Below are 16,753 nucleotides of genomic sequence, written 5' to 3'. Positions count from 1 at the left end.
CGAGCTTGCTCGGCTGCTCTTCATGGGGCCGCGCAATGCAAAATCAAAAACAGCCGAGCAAGCTCGGCTCTACAAAGACGGATCACGTCGTTTGCGGCACGCTGGCCGCATGCAGGGTCGATTGCCGCTTCAGCAGAAATACCGCGATGAGCAGGAGCGCCATCGGAATCAGCGACAGATAGAATGCCGTCTGCCCGCCCAGGCGCGCGAACACCTGGCCGGTGATCAAAGAGCCGGTGGTGCCGCCCAGCGCAGAGAACACCACGATCAATCCGGTCATCGCCGCATGCCGGGCATTGGGCAGCGCGCTCAGCACCACTGAATTGATCGCCGGGTAGATCGGCGCCATGAACAATCCGATCAGCGGGAACACGAACGCCACCGCTGGCGCGTGCCACCAGCCTTCCTGCGCGGGCGGCCGTACCTGCGCGGCCATCGGCAGCACCAACAGCACCAGGATCGCCATCGCCAACAGGCAAATGATCAGCAACCAATGCCAAGGCAGGAAGCGCAATACCAGCCCGGCACCCAGACGCCCGACCGCGGTGGACGCAGCGAACAGACTGGCCAACTGCACACTGGTCACGGTGGACAGATGCAACACCTTGTTGTTGAACGTCGGTAGCCAGGTATTGATGCCCTGCTCTATCAACACGTAGAGGAAAGCCGAAACCAGAAATACGACCACCAACGGCAGCGCCAGCAGCCGGAACAGGTCGGCAAACGATTGCGCGGCGCTGGTGCGCGCGGCGCCTTCGTCGATATGCGAAAACATGAGCAAAGCGATGGTCACCGCGCATGCCAGCGCCAACCACCAATAGACATCCAACCAGACCGGGTCGGTCGAACTGTCCTGTTGTCCCACGAATGCGGCCAGGACCCAGGGCCAGGCCAACACGCCCAGCATGAAGCAGCCTTCGATGAAGTTCATCAAGCTGGCATGGGCTTTCTTGCCTTCGGTGAGCAGGCCGATACTGGAATACACCGACATCTTAGCCAGCGCAAAGCCAGCGCCAACGGCGACCAGCATGATCTTGACCATCCAGAACGCATTAGCCAGCGGCATCGCCACGCAAGCGGCGGCAACCAGCGCCAGGCCCAGCATCATGCTTTTCCGGTAACCGAGGCGCGGCAACAGCGAGGTCGCCGCGAATGCCACGGCTGCGATGGTCAGGTCTTTGAACCCATCGAGAAAACTGGTGGCCTCTATGCTGGCCCCCAGCGCGTTCTGGCTCATCAGAATCAACGTGCCAACGCTGTTGAGCAGCATGGCGAAGATCACGTAAGTCAGGATCATCGCCAGGATCATGCGGCCACGGTTCATCGACGACTCCAGGCCGCCGGCAGGGGCGGCCGTTGCATGCGGAATATGGCATCCCGGCGCACCGGGATGCCTTCTCTTTCCTCCCGCGATGGGAAGGAATACCGTCGGGCTTGCGGACTTACCAGCTGTACTTGGCCTGGAAGTTGACCTCACGACCTTCCAACGGACGCGCCAACAACACACCGCCCGCACTGGCGGCCGAACCGAAGATACGCGAGTTGCTCTCGGTCAGGCCCAGTTCGTTGGTCATGTTGGTGCCGCGCAGGTTGAACTGCCAGTTCTCGCCGACATTGGAGGTCACACCGAAGTCCACGGTGTGGTACGAACCCAGCTGCTGCAGGCCGGACTGGTCCTGGGTGTGGTCGCCGACGTGGGTATAGGTGACGTACGGCATGATGTCGCCCCAGTCGAACACGAACTTGTAGCTGGGCGTGAACATGAAGCGCACCTTGGGCTGGCGTTGCAGCTGCTGACCTTCGATCGGTGCACAGGCGGGCTGGTCGTTGATATCGGTATACGGGAAGCAGGCATTGAAGTCGGTGTACTCGCCGTCGAGATAGTTGGCGACCAACTGCAGACGCAGATTCTCGATCGGAGTCAGCGCGCCGATGAAGTTGACGCCCACGGAATCGGAACCATAGATCAGCGGTGTGCCAACTGGTGTACCCGCGCCATCGGTCGGCTGATACTGCAGGCCGCTGAAGACGCGCCGGTACGCGCTGATATCGGCATACAACAGATCCGACTGGTACTTGAAGCCGATTTCGTAGTTGCGGATCTTCTGGATCGGCGGCGTGTTGCCAGTGGTGCTGCCGCGGATGCCGTTGTCGAAGTCCAGGAAGTGGCCGCCGGTGTTGACGCGCCCGTACATCGACATGTGGTCGTTGAACGAATAGTTGGCGCCGGCGGTGAAGGCCGGATGCGACTTCTTGTAGTCGGTCCTGGCGTAGGTGCCGTTGCACATTTCGACGTTGTTGTCGTAGAGAGTGTTTGGATCGCCATCAAGGCCACCCGCATTCAGATTCACGGCGCTACGGTTGCAAACATTGTTGGTCGCGTCCTGGTTCTCCAGACGGCCCGAGAGATCCAGCAGCCACTTGCCGACGCGCCAGGAGTCGGACAAGTACAGCGCGGTATTGGTTGCACTGCCATGTTGGGCGATGTGAAAGCCGCTGAAGTCGGCGAAGCCCTGGTTGTCGGTGCGCTGGTAAGTCTGGCCGTCCATGCCGACATAGCTGACCATGATCGGCGTGGCGTTCGGCGTATTGCTCATCAGCATTTGGTTGCCGAGCGACCACCTGTCGTCCATGGTGTAGTGGTTGATGTAGAAACCGATGGTCAGCGTATTGCCTTCGAACAGCTCCTTGCTCAAACGGAAGTCGTTGTTGAAGCTCTTCAGGTGCTTGTGGATGTGCCACCAACCCTGCTGGATCACGCTCTGATCCAGCGGCACCGCGCCGCCGCCGACGTAGGTGGCGACGGCAGTGCCGGGCGTCGGATTCGTCGGCGAGACGCCGGTGCTTGTGAAACCACCAGGCGTACCCGGGGTGTAGATCATGTCGTTCAAGGTCGCCGGGTTGTTGCCGGAGAACAGCGCGTTGGTATCCACGTCGCCGTCGTTGAACAGGAACTTGTCGCTGATCGACCAGCCGTTGTCGAAGCTGAAATCGAAATTGCCGCCGACGAAGATCATGTCGGCGCCACGGCCGTCGGCCAGATCGGCGTCTTTCGGGCCGCCCGGATAGGTGGGCAGGCGCACATGCTGGATCGCGCGGCTGTAGTAGGTATCGGTGAGCGGGTCGAAGCCGGGATATTCGCTGAAGCTGTCCGTGCCGGTCTGGATCAACGGAATCGGAGTGATGAACTGGTTCTTGTCGTTGAGGTAGCGCGCGTACAGGACCATCGAACCCTTGTCGAAATCGTGCGCCAGGGTCGCGGTCAGCTGGCCGCCTTCATCGGCCTTGAAGCCGGGCGAACGCACGCCGTCCGAAGTGCGCCAGAAGCCGCCGACGCTGCCGTACCAGCCCTCGGCGACCTTGAAGCCGGCGAAACCGTCCAGCCGGTACAGACCTTCATCGCCGTAGGTCACGCCGACGCTGCCGGTCGGCTCTTCAGTGCCGGTCTTCAGGAAGAAGTTGGCGGTCGCGCCCATCTGGCCATCGGCGAACACTACCGACGGACCGCCCTGCAGGATTTCGACCGACTCGATGGTGTCGTCCAAGCGCATCAGCGTGGTGGTTTCGAAGAACGACAGCGTGGGCATGCCGTACACCGGCGAACCCATCAGCAAGGTAGAGAAATACGGCGCGTCGCCGCCGCCGGGAAAGCCGGCGATTTCGATGTTGGCGCCGGTCTGGCCGCCGGTGGATTCCGGCCACATGCCGGGGGAGATCTTGAGCAGGTCGGCCGTGCTCTTGGGATTGGCCTGTTTGATCTGCTCGGCATTGGCGGTGACGATGTTGTAACTGGCCTCGATCTTCTTGACGCCGCCGGCTGCGCTGCCGGTGACGACCACGGTGTCGAGTGTGGTGGCCTCTTGATTGCTGGTGGCCGGCTCTGCGGGAGCAGGCTCTGCTGGGGCGGCTTCCTGGGCATGAGCCAATGCCGGCGCCAGGGCTGCGGCGATGGCTACGGACAGTGCGTAACGGATCAGTGTCGTCTGTTGCATGGGTGTTCCCTCCACTCTTGTTTAGACAGGTTGGTTGCGGATCCATCGCGGCTCTGCGGCCTCGTACGGTCAGGTTGAAACGAAATCCTCCAGCTTCAATGCGGCTATATCCGGCAGCACGGCATCGGCCTGGCCGAGCGCGTGCGCATCGCCGATGCCGATGGCCGGCATGCCGGCGGCATGGATGGCGACGATGCCGGCGGCGGCGTCCTCCACGCCGATGCACCGTTCCGGCGCGACGCCCAGTTCGCGTGCGACGGTCAGGAATATTTCCGGATCGGGCTTGGCGCGCGCGATCCGCGCGGCATCGGCGATGTAGTCGAAACGGTCTTCGATGCCGAGCTTCCTCAGCAGCGCGGACGCGTTGCGGCTGGCCGAGGCGAGCCCCAGCTTGAGCCCGGCCGCGCGCGCGGCTTCCAGCAGTTCGCGCACTCCGGGGAACAGGTCCTGCGGGCCAAAATTCTCGATCTCCGCCACGTAGTAGCCGTTCTTGCGGTCGGCCAGCGCGCGCTTGGCTTCGGCGGTGAACGGAGCCGCGGCGCTTTCCAGGATGATGTCCAGCGATGCGGCGCGGTCCACGCCTTTCAGGCGCTCGTTGGTCTGCAGATCGAAGGGAACGTCGATTTCGTCGGCCAGCCGCTTCCAAGCCCGGTAGTGGCTGTGCGCGGTGTCGGTGAGCACGCCGTCCAGATCGAAGATCAACGCCTGGCAGGGGCGGGGAAACACTTCGGAAGTCGCTTCCGGCGCCAGCACCAGCGTCTGTGCCTGTCCGGGTTGCAGTTCCAGCGATCGGCCCGCGTGATGAATGATCAGCGCTTCGCCGTCGCGCAGAAGGTAAGTCGCGCCGGTCCTGGAAACATCCACGCGCAGACTACGTCCGCGCCAGCGCAGATTGAAACCAAGGCCGTTCCACGCCCGCGGCAAGCTGGGCGCGAAATGCAGTTGCGATTCGCGCACGCGCAGCCCGCCGAATCCCTGCACCAGCCCCAGCCAGCTGCCGGCCATGGCGGCCATGTGCACGCCGTGGTCGGTATTGCGGTGCAGATCGTCCAGGTCCACCCGCACGCTGTCGTGGAAATACCGCCAGGCCTTGTCCGCATGGCCGACTTCGCCGGCCAGGATGCCGAACACCGGCGCGGACAGGGTGGAATCGTGGGTGGTGACGGCTTCGTAATAATCGAAGCTGCGGCGTTTGCGCGCCGGCTCGATGTCCTCGCCCGCCAGCACCAGCGCCATCACCACGTCGGCCTGCTTGCAGATCTGATGGCGGTAAAGAGTGAGCGGATGGTAGTCGAGCAGCAGCGGGCGGTGTTCGCCGCTCGCGCCCTGCAACGGGAAGGGCCAGCGCGGCTTGTCCAGGAATCCGTCGTCCTGCTCGAAGATGCCCAGCGCCTGGTCGTACGGCAGGTACATGGCGTCCGCGGCGCGTTGCCACAGCTCCAATTCCTGCGTCTCCAGCTGCAGGCGTTCCGATAGTTCGCGCATCCGCTGCGGACGTTCACCCGACAACCAGCGCCAGGCGGCGACCGCGCAGCGCAGGTGCCGCTGGGCCATGCGGTTGGTGTAGTAGTTGTTGTTGACCAGGGTGGTGTATTCGTCTGGTCCGGTGACTTCGTGGATGCAGAAGGCGCCGCCGCGCCGCGGGTTGAAGTGCCCGGCCTGAGGCCAGATGCGCGCGGTTTCGAACAGCATTTCCGCACCGGCCTGGTCCAGGAAATCCAGGTCGTCGCTGCTCTCCAGATACAAGCCTATGCCGTAGGCGATGGCGGCGTTGATGTGGTACGCCGCCGAACCGCTGGGGTAATGCGCGGAGCCTTCGCCGCCGTCGATGGTGCGCCAGGGATACAAAGCGCCGACCGGATGGTTCATTTCGCGCGCATGCGCGCGCGCGGCCTCCAGCGTGCGGTAGCGGTACAGCAGCATGGCGCGCGCCACTTCCGGCGCGGTGAAAGCCATGACCGGCAACACGAAGGCTTCGGTATCCCAGAAGCAATGGCCTTCATAGCCCTCGCCCGTCAATCCTTTGGCCGCAGTGCCGTCGACGCCGTTGCGTCCCGCCGATTGCAGCAGATGGAACAGGTTGAAACGCAGCGCCTGTTCGGTCGCCGCATCGCCGTCGATGGACAGCTCCGCGTGGCGCCAGAAATCGGCCAGCGCATCGGCTTGATCGGCCGCCAGTTTGTCGAAACCCGCCGCAGCCGCCTCCTGCAATGCCGCCCGCAGGCGATCCTCGCGCCTGGCTTCATCGCCATCGACGGCGTAGACGACGAACTTTTCCAGGGTAACCGCGCGGCCCGGCTGCAGCGCGGCATGGAAACGCTGCTCGACGCGCGCGCCTTGCGCTTGCGCCTCCACGAAAGACAAGTCGTCGGCCGCAAAACGATGCGTCTGTCCGCAGCTCAGTTCGATTCCGCTGCCCGATGCGCGCTGCGACAGCTGCGCGCCATGTGCGTGGGCATGCAGCCCGAAGGTTTCCATGCCCTGCCCGCCGGAGACGCCGATGCGCGGATCGTCGCCTTGTTCGACCGCCTGGCGTCCGCCTTCGATAAAGGAAACCAGCGTCAGCGGACCTTCGTAATCCAGCGAGGCGACGCTGAAACGGATCGCCAGCAGTGCCGGCTGCGTAAGCGGGACCACGCGTTCGGCGTGGATCTCGATGCGGTGGCCTTCAAGGGTCCTGATCCGCAGGCGGCGGTCGAGCGCGCCGCGGCGCAGATCGAGCGTGCGCTCGAACTGCAGCCATTCGGCCTGATCCAGATGCACGCGGCGGTCGCCCAGCCATAGGCCGATGCCCTTGCCTTCGGCCACCGGCACTCGCGTGTCGGTGCTGCGCGCGAAGCCGGACAAGCGCTCGTGATAGTGGATCGGGTTCTTTTCGAATACCGCCGCCAGGAAGCTGCCGTCGCTGGGGCTGTCGTCTTCCTCGAAACCGCCGCGCACGCCCAGCGATCCATTGGCCAGCGCGAACAGGCTTTCGTCGCGCGCCCGCTGCGCGGGTTCGCAGCTGGTTTGCCTCAGGCGCCAAGGATCGAGAGGCGCCTGCGCGCCCTGTGCCCGACCTGTGTCGTGGATTGCATCCGCCACGCGTTCCTACCCCCGGCTCTTGTTGCCTCATGCCGGCGGCGATGCCGGCGGGGAGGCAAGCTAGGAAGCATTGTTATCGATGTCAAGTTATCGATAACAAAAGATCGCCAAGCCAAAGTCCGCGGCCGTTCTGAGCACCCGTGTAATACGAAATACTCAGCTATCGACCGTAAATAGCCTTGTTAAACAATGGCTTGGAATATAGAACGGCACCCCGTGAAGGTGACGTGTCCTAATGGCGGAGCATCGGCAATCGCTGCAACGCAGCAGACAACCGCGCTCAGGTGGCGCGCAGCACCAGGTGGGTGGGCAGCGTTTCGGAGGTGGCCGGCTGGCCCTCGATCAGGGTCCGGATCTTGCGAGCCAGCAGGACGCCGGCATCGATGAAGTTCTGGTGCACCGAGCTCAACGGCGGCACATAGGTGGCGCCCAGCGGGGTGTCGTCATAGCCGATCACCGAAACATCCTCGGGCACCCGACGTCCGCATTCGATCAGGGCGCGGATGGCGCCGATGGCCAGCAGATCGCTGGCGGCGAATAGGGCATCGATCTGCGGATGCTCCTTCAGCAACGCATGCACCGCTTCGGCGCCTGCAGTGACGGTGAAGCTGGAGACCCTGGGGGTGAACGGCGCGATGCCGTACTTGGCCAGGGTATCGGCGAATCCCTCCAGCCGCTCGGCGAACTCGGCGTGCGCCGGGTCGCCCAGGAACACAGGCCGGCTGCGGCCCAGCGCCAGGAACCTTTCGGCGGCCAGCGCCCCGCCGCGGCGATTGTCGCTGCCGACCACCACGTGCGATTCGTGCCGGCTGACCGCGCCCCACACCACCATCGGCCTTCCCCATTCCTGCACCTGGTGCATCGCATCCTCATGCGCGCCCTGTCCCAGCAGGATCACGCCATCGGCCGCCTGCACATGGGACAGCGCGCCGCCCTGCAGCGAAGTCAGCAATACGCTGTAGCCGGAGGAAGTGAGCTCCTGGGTGATGCCGCCCAGCAAATCCAGCGGATAGGGCCCGGACATCTGCCGCTCCAGGGTGGGCTTCATTTCCACCACCACGGCCACGGTCATGCTGCGGCGCAGGCGCAGATTGCGCGCGCTGACATTGAAGGCGTAGCCGTACTGGCGCGCGATCTCGGCGATGCGGGCGCGGGTTTCCGGATTGACCAAGGGGCTGTCGCGCAGCGCGCGCGACACCGTAATGGCGGAGACGCCAGCCACCTTGGCCAAATCGGCCATGGTCGGACTGTCGCTCTTTCTGCCGTCGGCAGGATCGTTCTTGGAAGGACGCATGCGCCAATACCGGTGAAACGGGCCCTAGTTTCGCACGCGGCTGGCTTCATAGCGCGCTATGTACGTTTCCACAGGGGTCGAAGCGATCACCGCGGCCACCGCAGGCTGCAGCAGCGCATCGAGTTTGCGGAAGCGCAGGCAGCTTTTGCCCATGTCCAGCTTGAGGCCGGCCGCGGCATAAGCGGCGCGCAGGTCCTGCTCGACGTGCGGATCGGCGTATCCGCACATCAGGTAGAGCGCGTAGTTGTTCTTTTGCGCGGCCAGCGCGGCGTACGCCAGGGGTTGCTTGTTGTAGGTGACGGGATAGCGCGACAGCGGGATCTCCCAGCTGATCATCCCCCAATGCATGCATTCCACATAACCAGCGGGCAGATGGGCGTTGACCAGCGCACGCACCGTGGCCACTACTGCGCGGCGTTCAGGCGGAAGTTCGGTTAGATAGGCCTCGACGGTTGCGGCTGCGCTGCTGACCATCTTCCTCTCCCATTATTGCTATTGGCCGAAGCGAATGGAGGTGCGTGAAACGACAGCATGTGTCTGAATGCATTGTTATGTAAAGCACATGAAAAGCGCCAGACTGAAGCGAGCATGAAAATTTCCGTTAACAAATATTCGCGCGCCGGTTCGCATTCATGCATCGATCGTTACGGTGTGCGCGCCACTCCCCGGGCCAAATAAAAACACATGGAGAGAATCATCATGTCTTCACTTCGTCCCCTGAGCATCGCCCTGCTTTCCGCTCTGGCGTTCGCGCCTTCCGCATTCGCGCAGGATACCGACACCACTACTACCGATGCTTCTTCCACGCAGACCGCTTCCGGCAAGCGCATCGCCATCGTCGGCGGCGGCGCCATCCTGCAGCCCGATTCCGATCCGGCCCCCGGCCTTGACATAGACGGCGGCTCCGCGCCGACGCTGAGCGCCAGCTGGTACGTCAACGACAACATCGCCATCGAACTGTGGGGCGCCGCGGACAAGTTCAACCACCGCGTGCGCGGCCCGGAAGGCAAGATCGGCACCGTGGAACAGCAGCCCCTCGCCCTCAGCGGCCAGTACCACTTCCGTGACGCGGATGCGGTGATGCGCCCGTTCGTGGGTTTGGGTTACTACGAATCCAACTTCAGCAACGAAGACATTTCGGCAGGCGGTCCGCACGTGGGCCTGGACAGCACCAAGGGCGCCATCGCCACCGCCGGCATGGACTTCAACATCAACAGCCGCTGGTTCGCGCGTACCGATGTGCGGTACATGCGAGGCGACGCCGACGTCAATCTTGCCGGCGAAGGCACCGGCGAACAGTTGAAGATGAACCCGTGGACCATCGGCGTGGGCCTGGGCGCGCGTTTCTGATCGGAAGCGTCCTGATCCAGCGCTTCGCAGCGGAATAGCTGCGTCGGCAACGGCAAACGGCGAGTCCCACGGGGCTCGCCGTTTCCGTTGCAACTATCCGATCCCGTCGGGGCCCAACGCCGTCGGTTAGCGCGGCAAAGCGTCACCGGGCTGACAGATTCCTCTCACTCCGCCTTCGCGCGGCAGTGGCTACGGTATTTATTCCCTGTCCTAACGGATCAAGCCATGCCCACAGTGCGACTGCGCGTCACCGGCAACGAATACGCCGCTTCCGAGCTCATCCATGCGCTGGAAGCGATAGAAGGCATCGAACACGTCGAGGAAGTCGCCGACCTGATGCCGCACATGGACGACGACGACTCCAGTTCCTCCGGCTTGCCGGACGACGAATCGCCGGGACTGCACAACATCGAGATAGAAGCGCCCAACGAGGAAGCCGTGCGCCGCATCCACGCCGTGGCCGAAGTGTTGGCCGAGCGTACCGAAAGCGCGATCGAGATCGTCGAGGACTTCTAGCGTCTGCGCGCTACGGCCCGCGCGGCGGCAACCGGCGCCGCAAGCCCCAGGTATAGCTGAGGTAGTAACCCAGCAACAGCCCGGCCACGGCGAACAGGCTGGCATGATCGAGCACCGGCAGCAGCGACAGCGCATCGCGGCCCTGCCAGTAACGCCACATTTCGACGAACTCCATCGCGATACGGGCGGCCACCAACAGCATCAGCGTCAACACCAGCCATGGATTGGGCGTGTAGTACATGCCTTGTGGAGTCCGTTCGAAACGGCTGAGCCACAGACCAACGACGCCGGTGAGCAGACCGGCCCCCATACCCGCAAGGGCGTAACCCAGCGCACCGGGCCACCACAACTCGGTAAGCGCCATGCTCGCGGCGAACAGGCCCGCGGAAAACAGCAGCACCCAAGAATTCAACCTCACCGCCCACGGCCATGCCTTGCGCCGCGCCTTGCCCAGGCGATAGCGCTGCCACAACGACAGCGGCAGCAACAGCAGCCACAGGACCAGCAGCACCAGAATGACGACCGGGACGATCAACAGCGGCATCAGGGATGCTCGGTTTCCGCATGCACTTTCTCGCGGCGCAGCAGATAGAGACCGCTGACGACGATGATGCCCGCTCCCAGCCAGGTCACGCCATCGGGCAGCACATGCCACAGCGCCAGATCCAGGCACACGCCCCATAGCAGCGCGCTGTATTCCAAGGGGGCGATCAGCGAGGCTTCGCCACGGCGGAAGGCCTCGGTCAACGCGACCTGGGCCAGCGATCCGGAGACGCCGACACCGGCGATCACCCACCAGTCCGCCTGCTGCAGGGGCAGCCAGTTCGGGGCGGCCATGACTCCCGCGCCCAACGACAGCAGCACGATGAACCACAACACCATCGCCTGGATGCTGTCGCGCTGCGCCAGCAAACGCACGGTGATGGCGCTGGCCGCATAACAGATCGCGGCGAGCAGGATGGCCAGGCCGCCCAACGTCGCCATGCCTTGCCCGGTCGGCCGCAGAATCACCAGCACGCCGATCAGTCCCACCACGATGGCGATCCAACGCTGCGGCCCCACCCGTTCGCCCAGAAAAGGACCGGCCATGGCGGTGACCAGCATCGGCGCCACGAAGGTGATGGCATAGGCAGTGGACAGCGGCATGCTGCGCAGGCCATAGACGAATCCGAACATCATTCCGATGCCCAGGGCCCCGCGCAGCAGGTGCAGAGGCCAATGCACCCGCCAGAGCGTGGCAGGCTTGGCCGTCCATAAAACCCACACCAGCACCAGCGGCAGCGATGCCAGGCCGCGCAGGGCGGCCACCTGTAGCGGTGGATAGTGCGGCGACAACAGCTTGAGTCCCGCATCCATCAGCGCGAACAGGGCCACGGCGGAGAGCATGAAAGCGATGGCGGGCAGGTGCGAGGTGCGGGGAGTCATCCCGCATTATCGCCAATTTGCCCTGCCGCATTCTGCTCCAGGCAAGGAAAAAGAGGCCTTCTGCGTTAACCTAGCCGTCTCCCATACCGCATAACGCACGCCCATGCCTTCCTTCGACGTAATTTCCGAAGTCAACACCCACGAACTCACCAACGCGGTCGACCAGGCCAACCGCGAACTCACCACGCGCTTCGATTTCAAGGGCGTGGACGCCAAGTTCGTGCTCGACGACAACGTCATCAGCCAATCGGCGCCCAGCGACTTCCAGCTCAAGCAGATGTCGGACATCCTGCGCGCGCGCCTGATCGCGCGCGGCATCGACGTACGCTGCCTGGAGGAAGGCGAGGTGGAAACCAACCTGGCCGGCGCGCGCCAGAAGATCACCGTCAAGCAGGGCATCGAGCAGAAAGTCGCCAAGAAGATCGCCGCGGCGATCAAGGAAGCCAAGCTCAAGGTCGATACCCAGATCAACGGCGACAAGCTGCGCGTCAACGGCAAGAAGCGCGACGATCTGCAGGATGCGATGGCGCTGCTGAAGAAAGGCGATTTCGAGCTGCCGCTGCAATTCGACAACTTCCGTGACTGATCTCCTTCCCCTTCAAGGGGAAGGCCGGGATGGGGATGGTGTTCCCGTCCGGGCAGGAAACACCTCGATCAAGAGCAACACCATCCCCACCCAACCCTCCCCTTGACGGGGAGGGCTATCGACGCCGATCTCCATGACCTCCAACCCAGACCCCATCGCTGAAACCAAGCACTGGCTGGAACGTGTGGTGATCGGGCTCAACCTGTGCCCGTTCGCCAAGGCCGTGTACGTGAAGCAGCAGGTGCGTTTCGTACTGAGCGACGCGAGCACGCCCGAGGCGCTGCTGGAACAGCTGGCCGAAGAAATGCTGCTGCTGCGCGATACGCCGGCCGACGAGATCGACACCACCCTGATCGTGCACCCCGATGTGCTGCAGGACTTCCTGGACTACAACGACTTTCTGGATAACGCCGACGCCGCGGTGGAGGCGCTGGATCTGGAAGGTGTGCTGCAAGTGGCCAGTTTCCACCCGGCCTACCAGTTCGCCGGCACCGCTTTCGACGATATCGGCAACTACACCAACCGCTCGCCCTACCCCACTTTGCATCTGTTGCGCGAGGACAGCGTCAGCCGTGCGGTGGAAGCGTTCCCGGATGCGGACGACATCGTGGACCGCAACGTGGAAACGCTGGACAGGCTGGGCCTACAGGGTTGGAATAAATTGTTTGGCGCCGACCCTACGTTGTAGGGGCGCCGTAGGGGAACGTAGGAGCGACGTAAGTCGCGACTGAAACTAAATCCAAACCGCGTCCCAATAAGGATAGCCACCAACACATGCAACCAACCCCGCACGAACGGGATTGAGGACCATATACCTCGCGACATCCCGAATATCCTCATCCCGCCTCAGCGACCGGTCATGAAACGCGGATGCCCATACCTGACCCAGACTAAGATCGTTGCTCTTCAGTTCCCGCGCCGTATTTGACTTCACCTTCTGCACGACGCCCTGTAGTGTCTCCGCTTGGGAGAGCGTGATCAGCAGATGCAGATGGTCCGGCATCAATACCCAGGCCAGCAGCTTGGTGTCTCCCCATATTTTCAGCCCATGCAGCGACCGTGCCATCAAGGCGGCATTCCCGCTCTCCTTGAATATCTGCGCACGTTGATGAGTGGTGAAAGTCACCAGGTAACTTTGCCCTGGAATAGAAACCCGCCCACGACGCAATGCGCGATGGCCAGATGCCCGTTCTCCATAGAAAGAAGTTCCCATCCCGGCATGCTGTGCTCGTCCGGAAGTTCGGGCTATCCGAAACCTGGTCGCCTTTGACTAAGGATTTTCTGGTATTCGCGACTTACGTCGCTCCTACGCGCAACCTGCGCGGTCTATGCGGACCGCCAACCACCGCCGTAGGAGCGACGTAAGTCGCGAAACATAAGACAAGACATTGACCTCAAGGACTCCGCGACTCGCGTCGTTCCTACGCGCTTTGCGGTTCTTTCAATGAGATCTGCAACCATGACTCCAATTGGGGACGTGCCAGAGGCAACGACTCCACTACCGGCGCCAGCGACCGGGACAGATCGGTGGCCGGCACCATGTCGGGCACCTGGATCACGCGGATTCCAGCCGCAGCAGCGGCGCGCACGCCGAACTCCGAATCCTCCAGCGCCACGCATTCCGCCGGCGGCACCTCCAGGCGCTGCGCGGCGAGCAGATACAGATCCGGCGCAGGTTTGGCGTGGGTCACGTCGCTGCTGGTAACCACATGCGCGAAATAGCCGTCGATACCGCTGCGCGCCAGCTTGATCCGCGCACGCTCGCCGCGGGTAGAGGTAGCGACGGCCAGCGGCACGCCGAGGTCGAAGAGATCCTGCAGCAGTTCGCGGGCGCCCGCCTTGAGCGGCAGTCCGTCCTCCACCAGCAAGTCGTACCTGCGTTTGCACTCGAACGTCAGCCGCTCGGCCCGCTCGGCGCCGAGCAACCCGTTCAGCAGCTCGGCACAACCCTTGTCGTGCAAGCCCACCATCGACAGCCACAGGCTATCTTCCAGGTCCAGCGATTGCGCCACCGCGGTCTCGCGCCAGCAATCCAGGATGACGCGTTCGCTGTCGATCAGCAGGCCATCCATATCGAAAATCACCGCGCGCGCACTCATGCCTCGAACAGCTCCGCCCGCGTCGCTTGATCCAGCATTCGCCATTCGCCGGAGGGCAGATTCCCCAGCCCGAGTCCGCCGATCCGGCTGCGATGCAGGGCTTCGACATGGTTGCCGACCGCGGCGAACATGCGCCGCACCTGGTGATAGCGGCCTTCGTGCAGGGTCAGGCGGACACGATGCGAATCAACGACCTCCATGTCCGCAGGCAGCAACGGGGTCTGTTCGGATTCCAGCATCAGCGTACCGCTGGCGAAGATTTCCGCTTCATCGCCGCGCAGATCGTTGGCGAGGGTCGCTTCGTAGACTTTGGAGAGTTTCGATTTCGGCGAAACGATCTTGTGCAGCAGCGCGCCGTCGTCGGTGAACAACAATAGACCGCTGGTGTCCCGGTCCAATCGTCCTACCGAGGACAGCAACGGCGAACGAAGCCGATAACGTGGCGGCAGCAGGTCGTAGACGATCCGGCCCGGGTCCTTGGTGGAACAGGTATAGCCCACCGGCTTGTGCAGCATGATCAACAGTCCCTGCGGCGGATCCAGCGGCTCGCCGTCGACGCGCAGGTTGTCGTGGTCCAACGGATCATCGGCATACATCACCTCGCCCTGCGCGTCGGTGATGCGGCCTTCGCGGAACATCAGCCCCACTTGCTTGCGGCTGCCGTAGCCCAGGTTGGCGAGGTGCTTTACGAGCTTCATCGTGCGGACTTTCCCGATCTTGCCGAAGGCACGGCCTTGATCGCCTCGATCACCTTGAAGCCGTCGCCCTCGCCCGCTACGCGCACCTGGCCGAAACTGGCGTTCAACACCGCTTCGTAAGGCAGATGCCGGTTGGCGACCAGGAACAACCGGCCGCCCGGTTTCAGCGCTTCGGCGGCGACAGCGATGAAGCGACGGCCCACATCCGGACGGTCCGCACGGCTCTGCGTGTGGAAGGGCGGGTTGCTGACGATGAAATCGTACTGTTCCGGAACGCCGGTGGTGACGTCGTGCCAGCGATAGCCGAGCGCGGCCTGCTGCTCGAATGGTGCGAGATTCTGTTTCGCCAATGCGAGCGCGCGCGCCTCGGCCTCATAAAGATCCAGCGCGGAGACTTTCGTGCTGCGCGCAAGAATTTCCGCCGACAGGTAGCCGTATCCCGCGCCCAGGTCGGCGCCCTTGCCCGCGAGGTCGGCGGGAAGATGTGCGACCAGCAAGGCCGAAGCCGGGTCGATGCGGTCCCAGGCGAAGACGCCCGGTCGGCTGCTGAAGCGACCGTCCAGGATCGGGCGCGGCGCATCCAGCCCGGCCCATTTCGCGAGCAGCGCCTGATCCTGGGAACCGTCGATCGGCTTGCTCCAGAACACCCGGCAATGGTTCTTGGTCAGGCTGCCACCGAGGCCGGTGAGCTGCTTGAGATCGGCCTCGCCTGACTTCGCGCCCTCGTTGTTGGTGATGCTGGCCACCACCACGCCGCCCGGCGCGCACAAGGAAATCGCGCGGGCGAACAGAGCACGCGCTTCCTCGCGCTGGCGCGGCGGCAACACCAGCACCAGTGGATAACGCACGTTCGACTCGGACGCATCGGCGATCACTCGCAGGCCGCCGCGCTCCAGTTCGTCGGCGAACGGCTTGTAGCTCTGTTCGCACACCAGCCGCGCAAGCGGGAATTGCCGCATCGCCCACCCTTCGCGCGCGCGCAGGAACAGCACCGGACCTTCCGGCCACGCCAGCGAGCGGCTGGAAAACGGCAGAAACAGAGAGTCGAGCGCGGGATCGGAAATGGGGGCGGCCAAGAGGTGTCACCGAAAAGAATCAGCGACGATTCTACCTGCCGCGTCTGATTCGCATCGATACGTATCGCTCGCCCATTCGTTGCAACCGTTCGTCAGGTTCTGAATTTCGATGTTAAAAAATAGTTGCGCATCGAAAACAAGCAGCGTATCGTGCGCGGCCTTCGCCCCCGTGGCGTTTTTTGCGACACCAGAACTTCCCATGAAACCGAACTTCGTCAACGCGATCCTCTTTGCACTGTGGCCCACCCGCCGCGGCGCGGATGCGCGCGCCTGCACGAAGCCATGCGATCGCCTGCCCGGCGAACGCAACCGGTACATGCACAGCTAATCACGGTCGGACTCCCTGGGAGATCGGCCACCCCGATCTCCCGAGGCAACGCGAACGCCCTCGGGTCGCAAGTCCCGGGGGCGTTTTGTTTCCAGCGTTCGCAAAGGAAGCGCATGCAGCGCAAGAGTTCGGCAAAACCAGCCAATGGAAAATCGGCTTTCAACAAGCGATATTCGCCCTGAAGCATCCGGGCGCAGCGATGCTGCGCGCCCGAGGCAGGGGCGCGGCTGCGACCGGCGCATGTGCGCCGCGTGGTGATGCTTCGACGCGAGCGGCGCGAGGCTGGGTTTGCAATGCATTGGGCG

Annotated in this window: 16 protein-coding genes; 5 read left to right on the top strand and 11 right to left on the bottom strand. The window is 63.4% G+C overall.

Annotated elements, in window-relative coordinates:
- Positions 1–82: 82 nt before the first annotated feature.
- From BLR66_RS10145 to BLR66_RS10125, 5 genes are all read right to left on the bottom strand, one after another.
- Complete coding sequence (locus BLR66_RS10145) at positions 83–1,324, bottom strand: MFS transporter (RefSeq protein ID WP_093285268.1); 1,242 nt, start codon at positions 1,322–1,324, stop codon at positions 83–85.
- A 118-nt stretch (positions 1,325–1,442) separates the two neighbouring features.
- Positions 1,443–3,992 (bottom strand): TonB-dependent receptor, encoded by a 2,550-nt coding sequence (locus tag BLR66_RS10140; RefSeq protein ID WP_093285265.1) that lies wholly within the window; start codon positions 3,990–3,992, stop codon positions 1,443–1,445.
- Between the two features lie 69 nt (positions 3,993–4,061).
- Positions 4,062–7,076: a beta-phosphoglucomutase gene (gene pgmB, locus BLR66_RS10135; RefSeq protein ID WP_093285261.1), complete on the bottom strand. Its 3,015-nt coding sequence runs from the start codon at positions 7,074–7,076 to the stop codon at positions 4,062–4,064.
- Positions 7,077–7,356: 280 nt separating this feature from the next.
- Entirely contained in the window at positions 7,357–8,370 is a 1,014-nt protein-coding gene (locus BLR66_RS10130; RefSeq protein ID WP_255402424.1) for a LacI family DNA-binding transcriptional regulator, read from the bottom strand.
- A 24-nt stretch (positions 8,371–8,394) separates the two neighbouring features.
- Positions 8,395–8,844: a DUF1801 domain-containing protein gene (locus BLR66_RS10125; RefSeq protein WP_093285255.1), complete on the bottom strand. Its 450-nt coding sequence runs from the start codon at positions 8,842–8,844 to the stop codon at positions 8,395–8,397.
- A 225-nt stretch (positions 8,845–9,069) separates the two neighbouring features.
- Between BLR66_RS10125 and BLR66_RS10120 the strand changes: the two genes are divergently transcribed.
- Together BLR66_RS10120 and BLR66_RS10115 are read left to right on the top strand one after the other, a co-directional pair.
- Positions 9,070–9,720, top strand: a complete 651-nt coding sequence (locus BLR66_RS10120; protein WP_093285250.1) for an OmpW/AlkL family protein — start codon at positions 9,070–9,072, stop codon at positions 9,718–9,720.
- A gap of 225 nt (positions 9,721–9,945) precedes the next feature.
- A complete protein-coding gene (locus BLR66_RS10115; protein WP_093285247.1) occupies positions 9,946–10,236 on the top strand; it encodes a hypothetical protein in 291 nt (96 codons plus the stop codon).
- Between the two features lie 10 nt (positions 10,237–10,246).
- Here the strand turns inward: BLR66_RS10115 and BLR66_RS10110 are convergent, their stop codons facing one another.
- Positions 10,247–10,780 (bottom strand): CcdC protein domain-containing protein, encoded by a 534-nt coding sequence (locus BLR66_RS10110; RefSeq protein ID WP_093285243.1) that lies wholly within the window; start codon positions 10,778–10,780, stop codon positions 10,247–10,249.
- Positions 10,780–11,661 (bottom strand): DMT family transporter, encoded by an 882-nt coding sequence (locus BLR66_RS10105; RefSeq protein ID WP_255402421.1) that lies wholly within the window; start codon positions 11,659–11,661, stop codon positions 10,780–10,782. Before BLR66_RS10105 ends, BLR66_RS10110 begins: the two co-directional genes overlap by 1 nt.
- A 103-nt stretch (positions 11,662–11,764) precedes the next feature.
- On the opposite strand from BLR66_RS10105, the gene BLR66_RS10100 reads away from it, so the two are divergent.
- Together BLR66_RS10100 and BLR66_RS10095 are read left to right on the top strand one after the other, a co-directional pair.
- A complete protein-coding gene (locus tag BLR66_RS10100; protein WP_093285239.1) occupies positions 11,765–12,247 on the top strand; it encodes a YajQ family cyclic di-GMP-binding protein in 483 nt (160 codons plus the stop codon).
- 133 nt (positions 12,248–12,380) lie between these two features.
- Positions 12,381–12,935 carry a DUF1415 domain-containing protein gene (locus tag BLR66_RS10095; RefSeq protein ID WP_093285234.1) on the top strand — a complete coding sequence of 185 codons (555 nt, stop codon included), beginning with the start codon at positions 12,381–12,383 and terminating at the stop codon, positions 12,933–12,935.
- Between the two features lie 45 nt (positions 12,936–12,980).
- Here BLR66_RS10095 and BLR66_RS10090 read toward each other — a convergent pair whose 3' ends face one another.
- From BLR66_RS10090 to BLR66_RS10075, 4 genes are all read right to left on the bottom strand, one after another.
- Positions 12,981–13,460 carry an REP-associated tyrosine transposase gene (locus BLR66_RS10090; protein WP_093285230.1) on the bottom strand — a complete coding sequence of 160 codons (480 nt, stop codon included), beginning with the start codon at positions 13,458–13,460 and terminating at the stop codon, positions 12,981–12,983.
- A gap of 208 nt (positions 13,461–13,668) precedes the next feature.
- Positions 13,669–14,346, bottom strand: a complete 678-nt coding sequence (locus BLR66_RS10085) for an HAD family hydrolase (RefSeq protein ID WP_093285226.1) — start codon at positions 14,344–14,346, stop codon at positions 13,669–13,671.
- A complete protein-coding gene (locus tag BLR66_RS10080) occupies positions 14,343–15,044 on the bottom strand; it encodes a pseudouridine synthase (RefSeq protein ID WP_093285222.1) in 702 nt (233 codons plus the stop codon). Before BLR66_RS10080 ends, BLR66_RS10085 begins: the two co-directional genes overlap by 4 nt.
- Positions 15,041–16,120 (bottom strand): class I SAM-dependent methyltransferase, encoded by a 1,080-nt coding sequence (locus BLR66_RS10075; RefSeq protein WP_176943833.1) that lies wholly within the window; start codon positions 16,118–16,120, stop codon positions 15,041–15,043. The genes BLR66_RS10080 and BLR66_RS10075 overlap by 4 nt, the downstream gene beginning before the upstream one ends.
- Positions 16,121–16,319: 199 nt before the next feature.
- Between BLR66_RS10075 and BLR66_RS19405 the strand changes: the two genes are divergently transcribed.
- Positions 16,320–16,448: a hypothetical protein gene (locus tag BLR66_RS19405; protein WP_255402420.1), complete on the top strand. Its 129-nt coding sequence runs from the start codon at positions 16,320–16,322 to the stop codon at positions 16,446–16,448.
- Positions 16,449–16,753: the final 305 nt, after the last annotated feature.

This window comes from Pseudoxanthomonas sp. CF125, assembly GCF_900104085.1.
In the GTDB taxonomy this organism is placed as follows: domain Bacteria; phylum Pseudomonadota; class Gammaproteobacteria; order Xanthomonadales; family Xanthomonadaceae; genus Pseudoxanthomonas_A.
Note: the sequence above shows the minus strand (reverse complement) of the source record. Positions and strands in the feature narration are given on the sequence as shown.

Bases quoted from the DNA above. Each gene is read 5' to 3' on its own strand.
- BLR66_RS10090 (WP_093285230.1), bottom strand. From the start codon at position 13,460: ATGGGAACTTCTTTCTATGGAGAACGGGCATCTGGCCATCGCGCATTG.
- BLR66_RS10085 (WP_093285226.1), bottom strand. From the start codon at position 14,346: ATGAGTGCGCGCGCGGTGATTTTCGATATGGATGGCCTGCTGATCGAC.
- BLR66_RS10130 (WP_255402424.1), bottom strand. From the start codon at position 8,370: ATGCGTCCTTCCAAGAACGATCCTGCCGACGGCAGAAAGAGCGACAGT.
- BLR66_RS10095 (WP_093285234.1), top strand. From the start codon at position 12,381: ATGACCTCCAACCCAGACCCCATCGCTGAAACCAAGCACTGGCTGGAA.
- BLR66_RS10125 (WP_093285255.1), bottom strand. From the start codon at position 8,844: ATGGTCAGCAGCGCAGCCGCAACCGTCGAGGCCTATCTAACCGAACTT.
- BLR66_RS10145 (WP_093285268.1), bottom strand. From the start codon at position 1,324: ATGAACCGTGGCCGCATGATCCTGGCGATGATCCTGACTTACGTGATC.
- BLR66_RS10115 (WP_093285247.1), top strand. From the start codon at position 9,946: ATGCCCACAGTGCGACTGCGCGTCACCGGCAACGAATACGCCGCTTCC.
- BLR66_RS10100 (WP_093285239.1), top strand. From the start codon at position 11,765: ATGCCTTCCTTCGACGTAATTTCCGAAGTCAACACCCACGAACTCACC.
- BLR66_RS10140 (WP_093285265.1), bottom strand. From the start codon at position 3,992: ATGCAACAGACGACACTGATCCGTTACGCACTGTCCGTAGCCATCGCC.
- BLR66_RS10110 (WP_093285243.1), bottom strand. From the start codon at position 10,780: ATGCCGCTGTTGATCGTCCCGGTCGTCATTCTGGTGCTGCTGGTCCTG.
- BLR66_RS10080 (WP_093285222.1), bottom strand. From the start codon at position 15,044: ATGAAGCTCGTAAAGCACCTCGCCAACCTGGGCTACGGCAGCCGCAAG.
- BLR66_RS19405 (WP_255402420.1), top strand. From the start codon at position 16,320: ATGAAACCGAACTTCGTCAACGCGATCCTCTTTGCACTGTGGCCCACC.
- BLR66_RS10105 (WP_255402421.1), bottom strand. From the start codon at position 11,661: ATGACTCCCCGCACCTCGCACCTGCCCGCCATCGCTTTCATGCTCTCC.
- BLR66_RS10120 (WP_093285250.1), top strand. From the start codon at position 9,070: ATGTCTTCACTTCGTCCCCTGAGCATCGCCCTGCTTTCCGCTCTGGCG.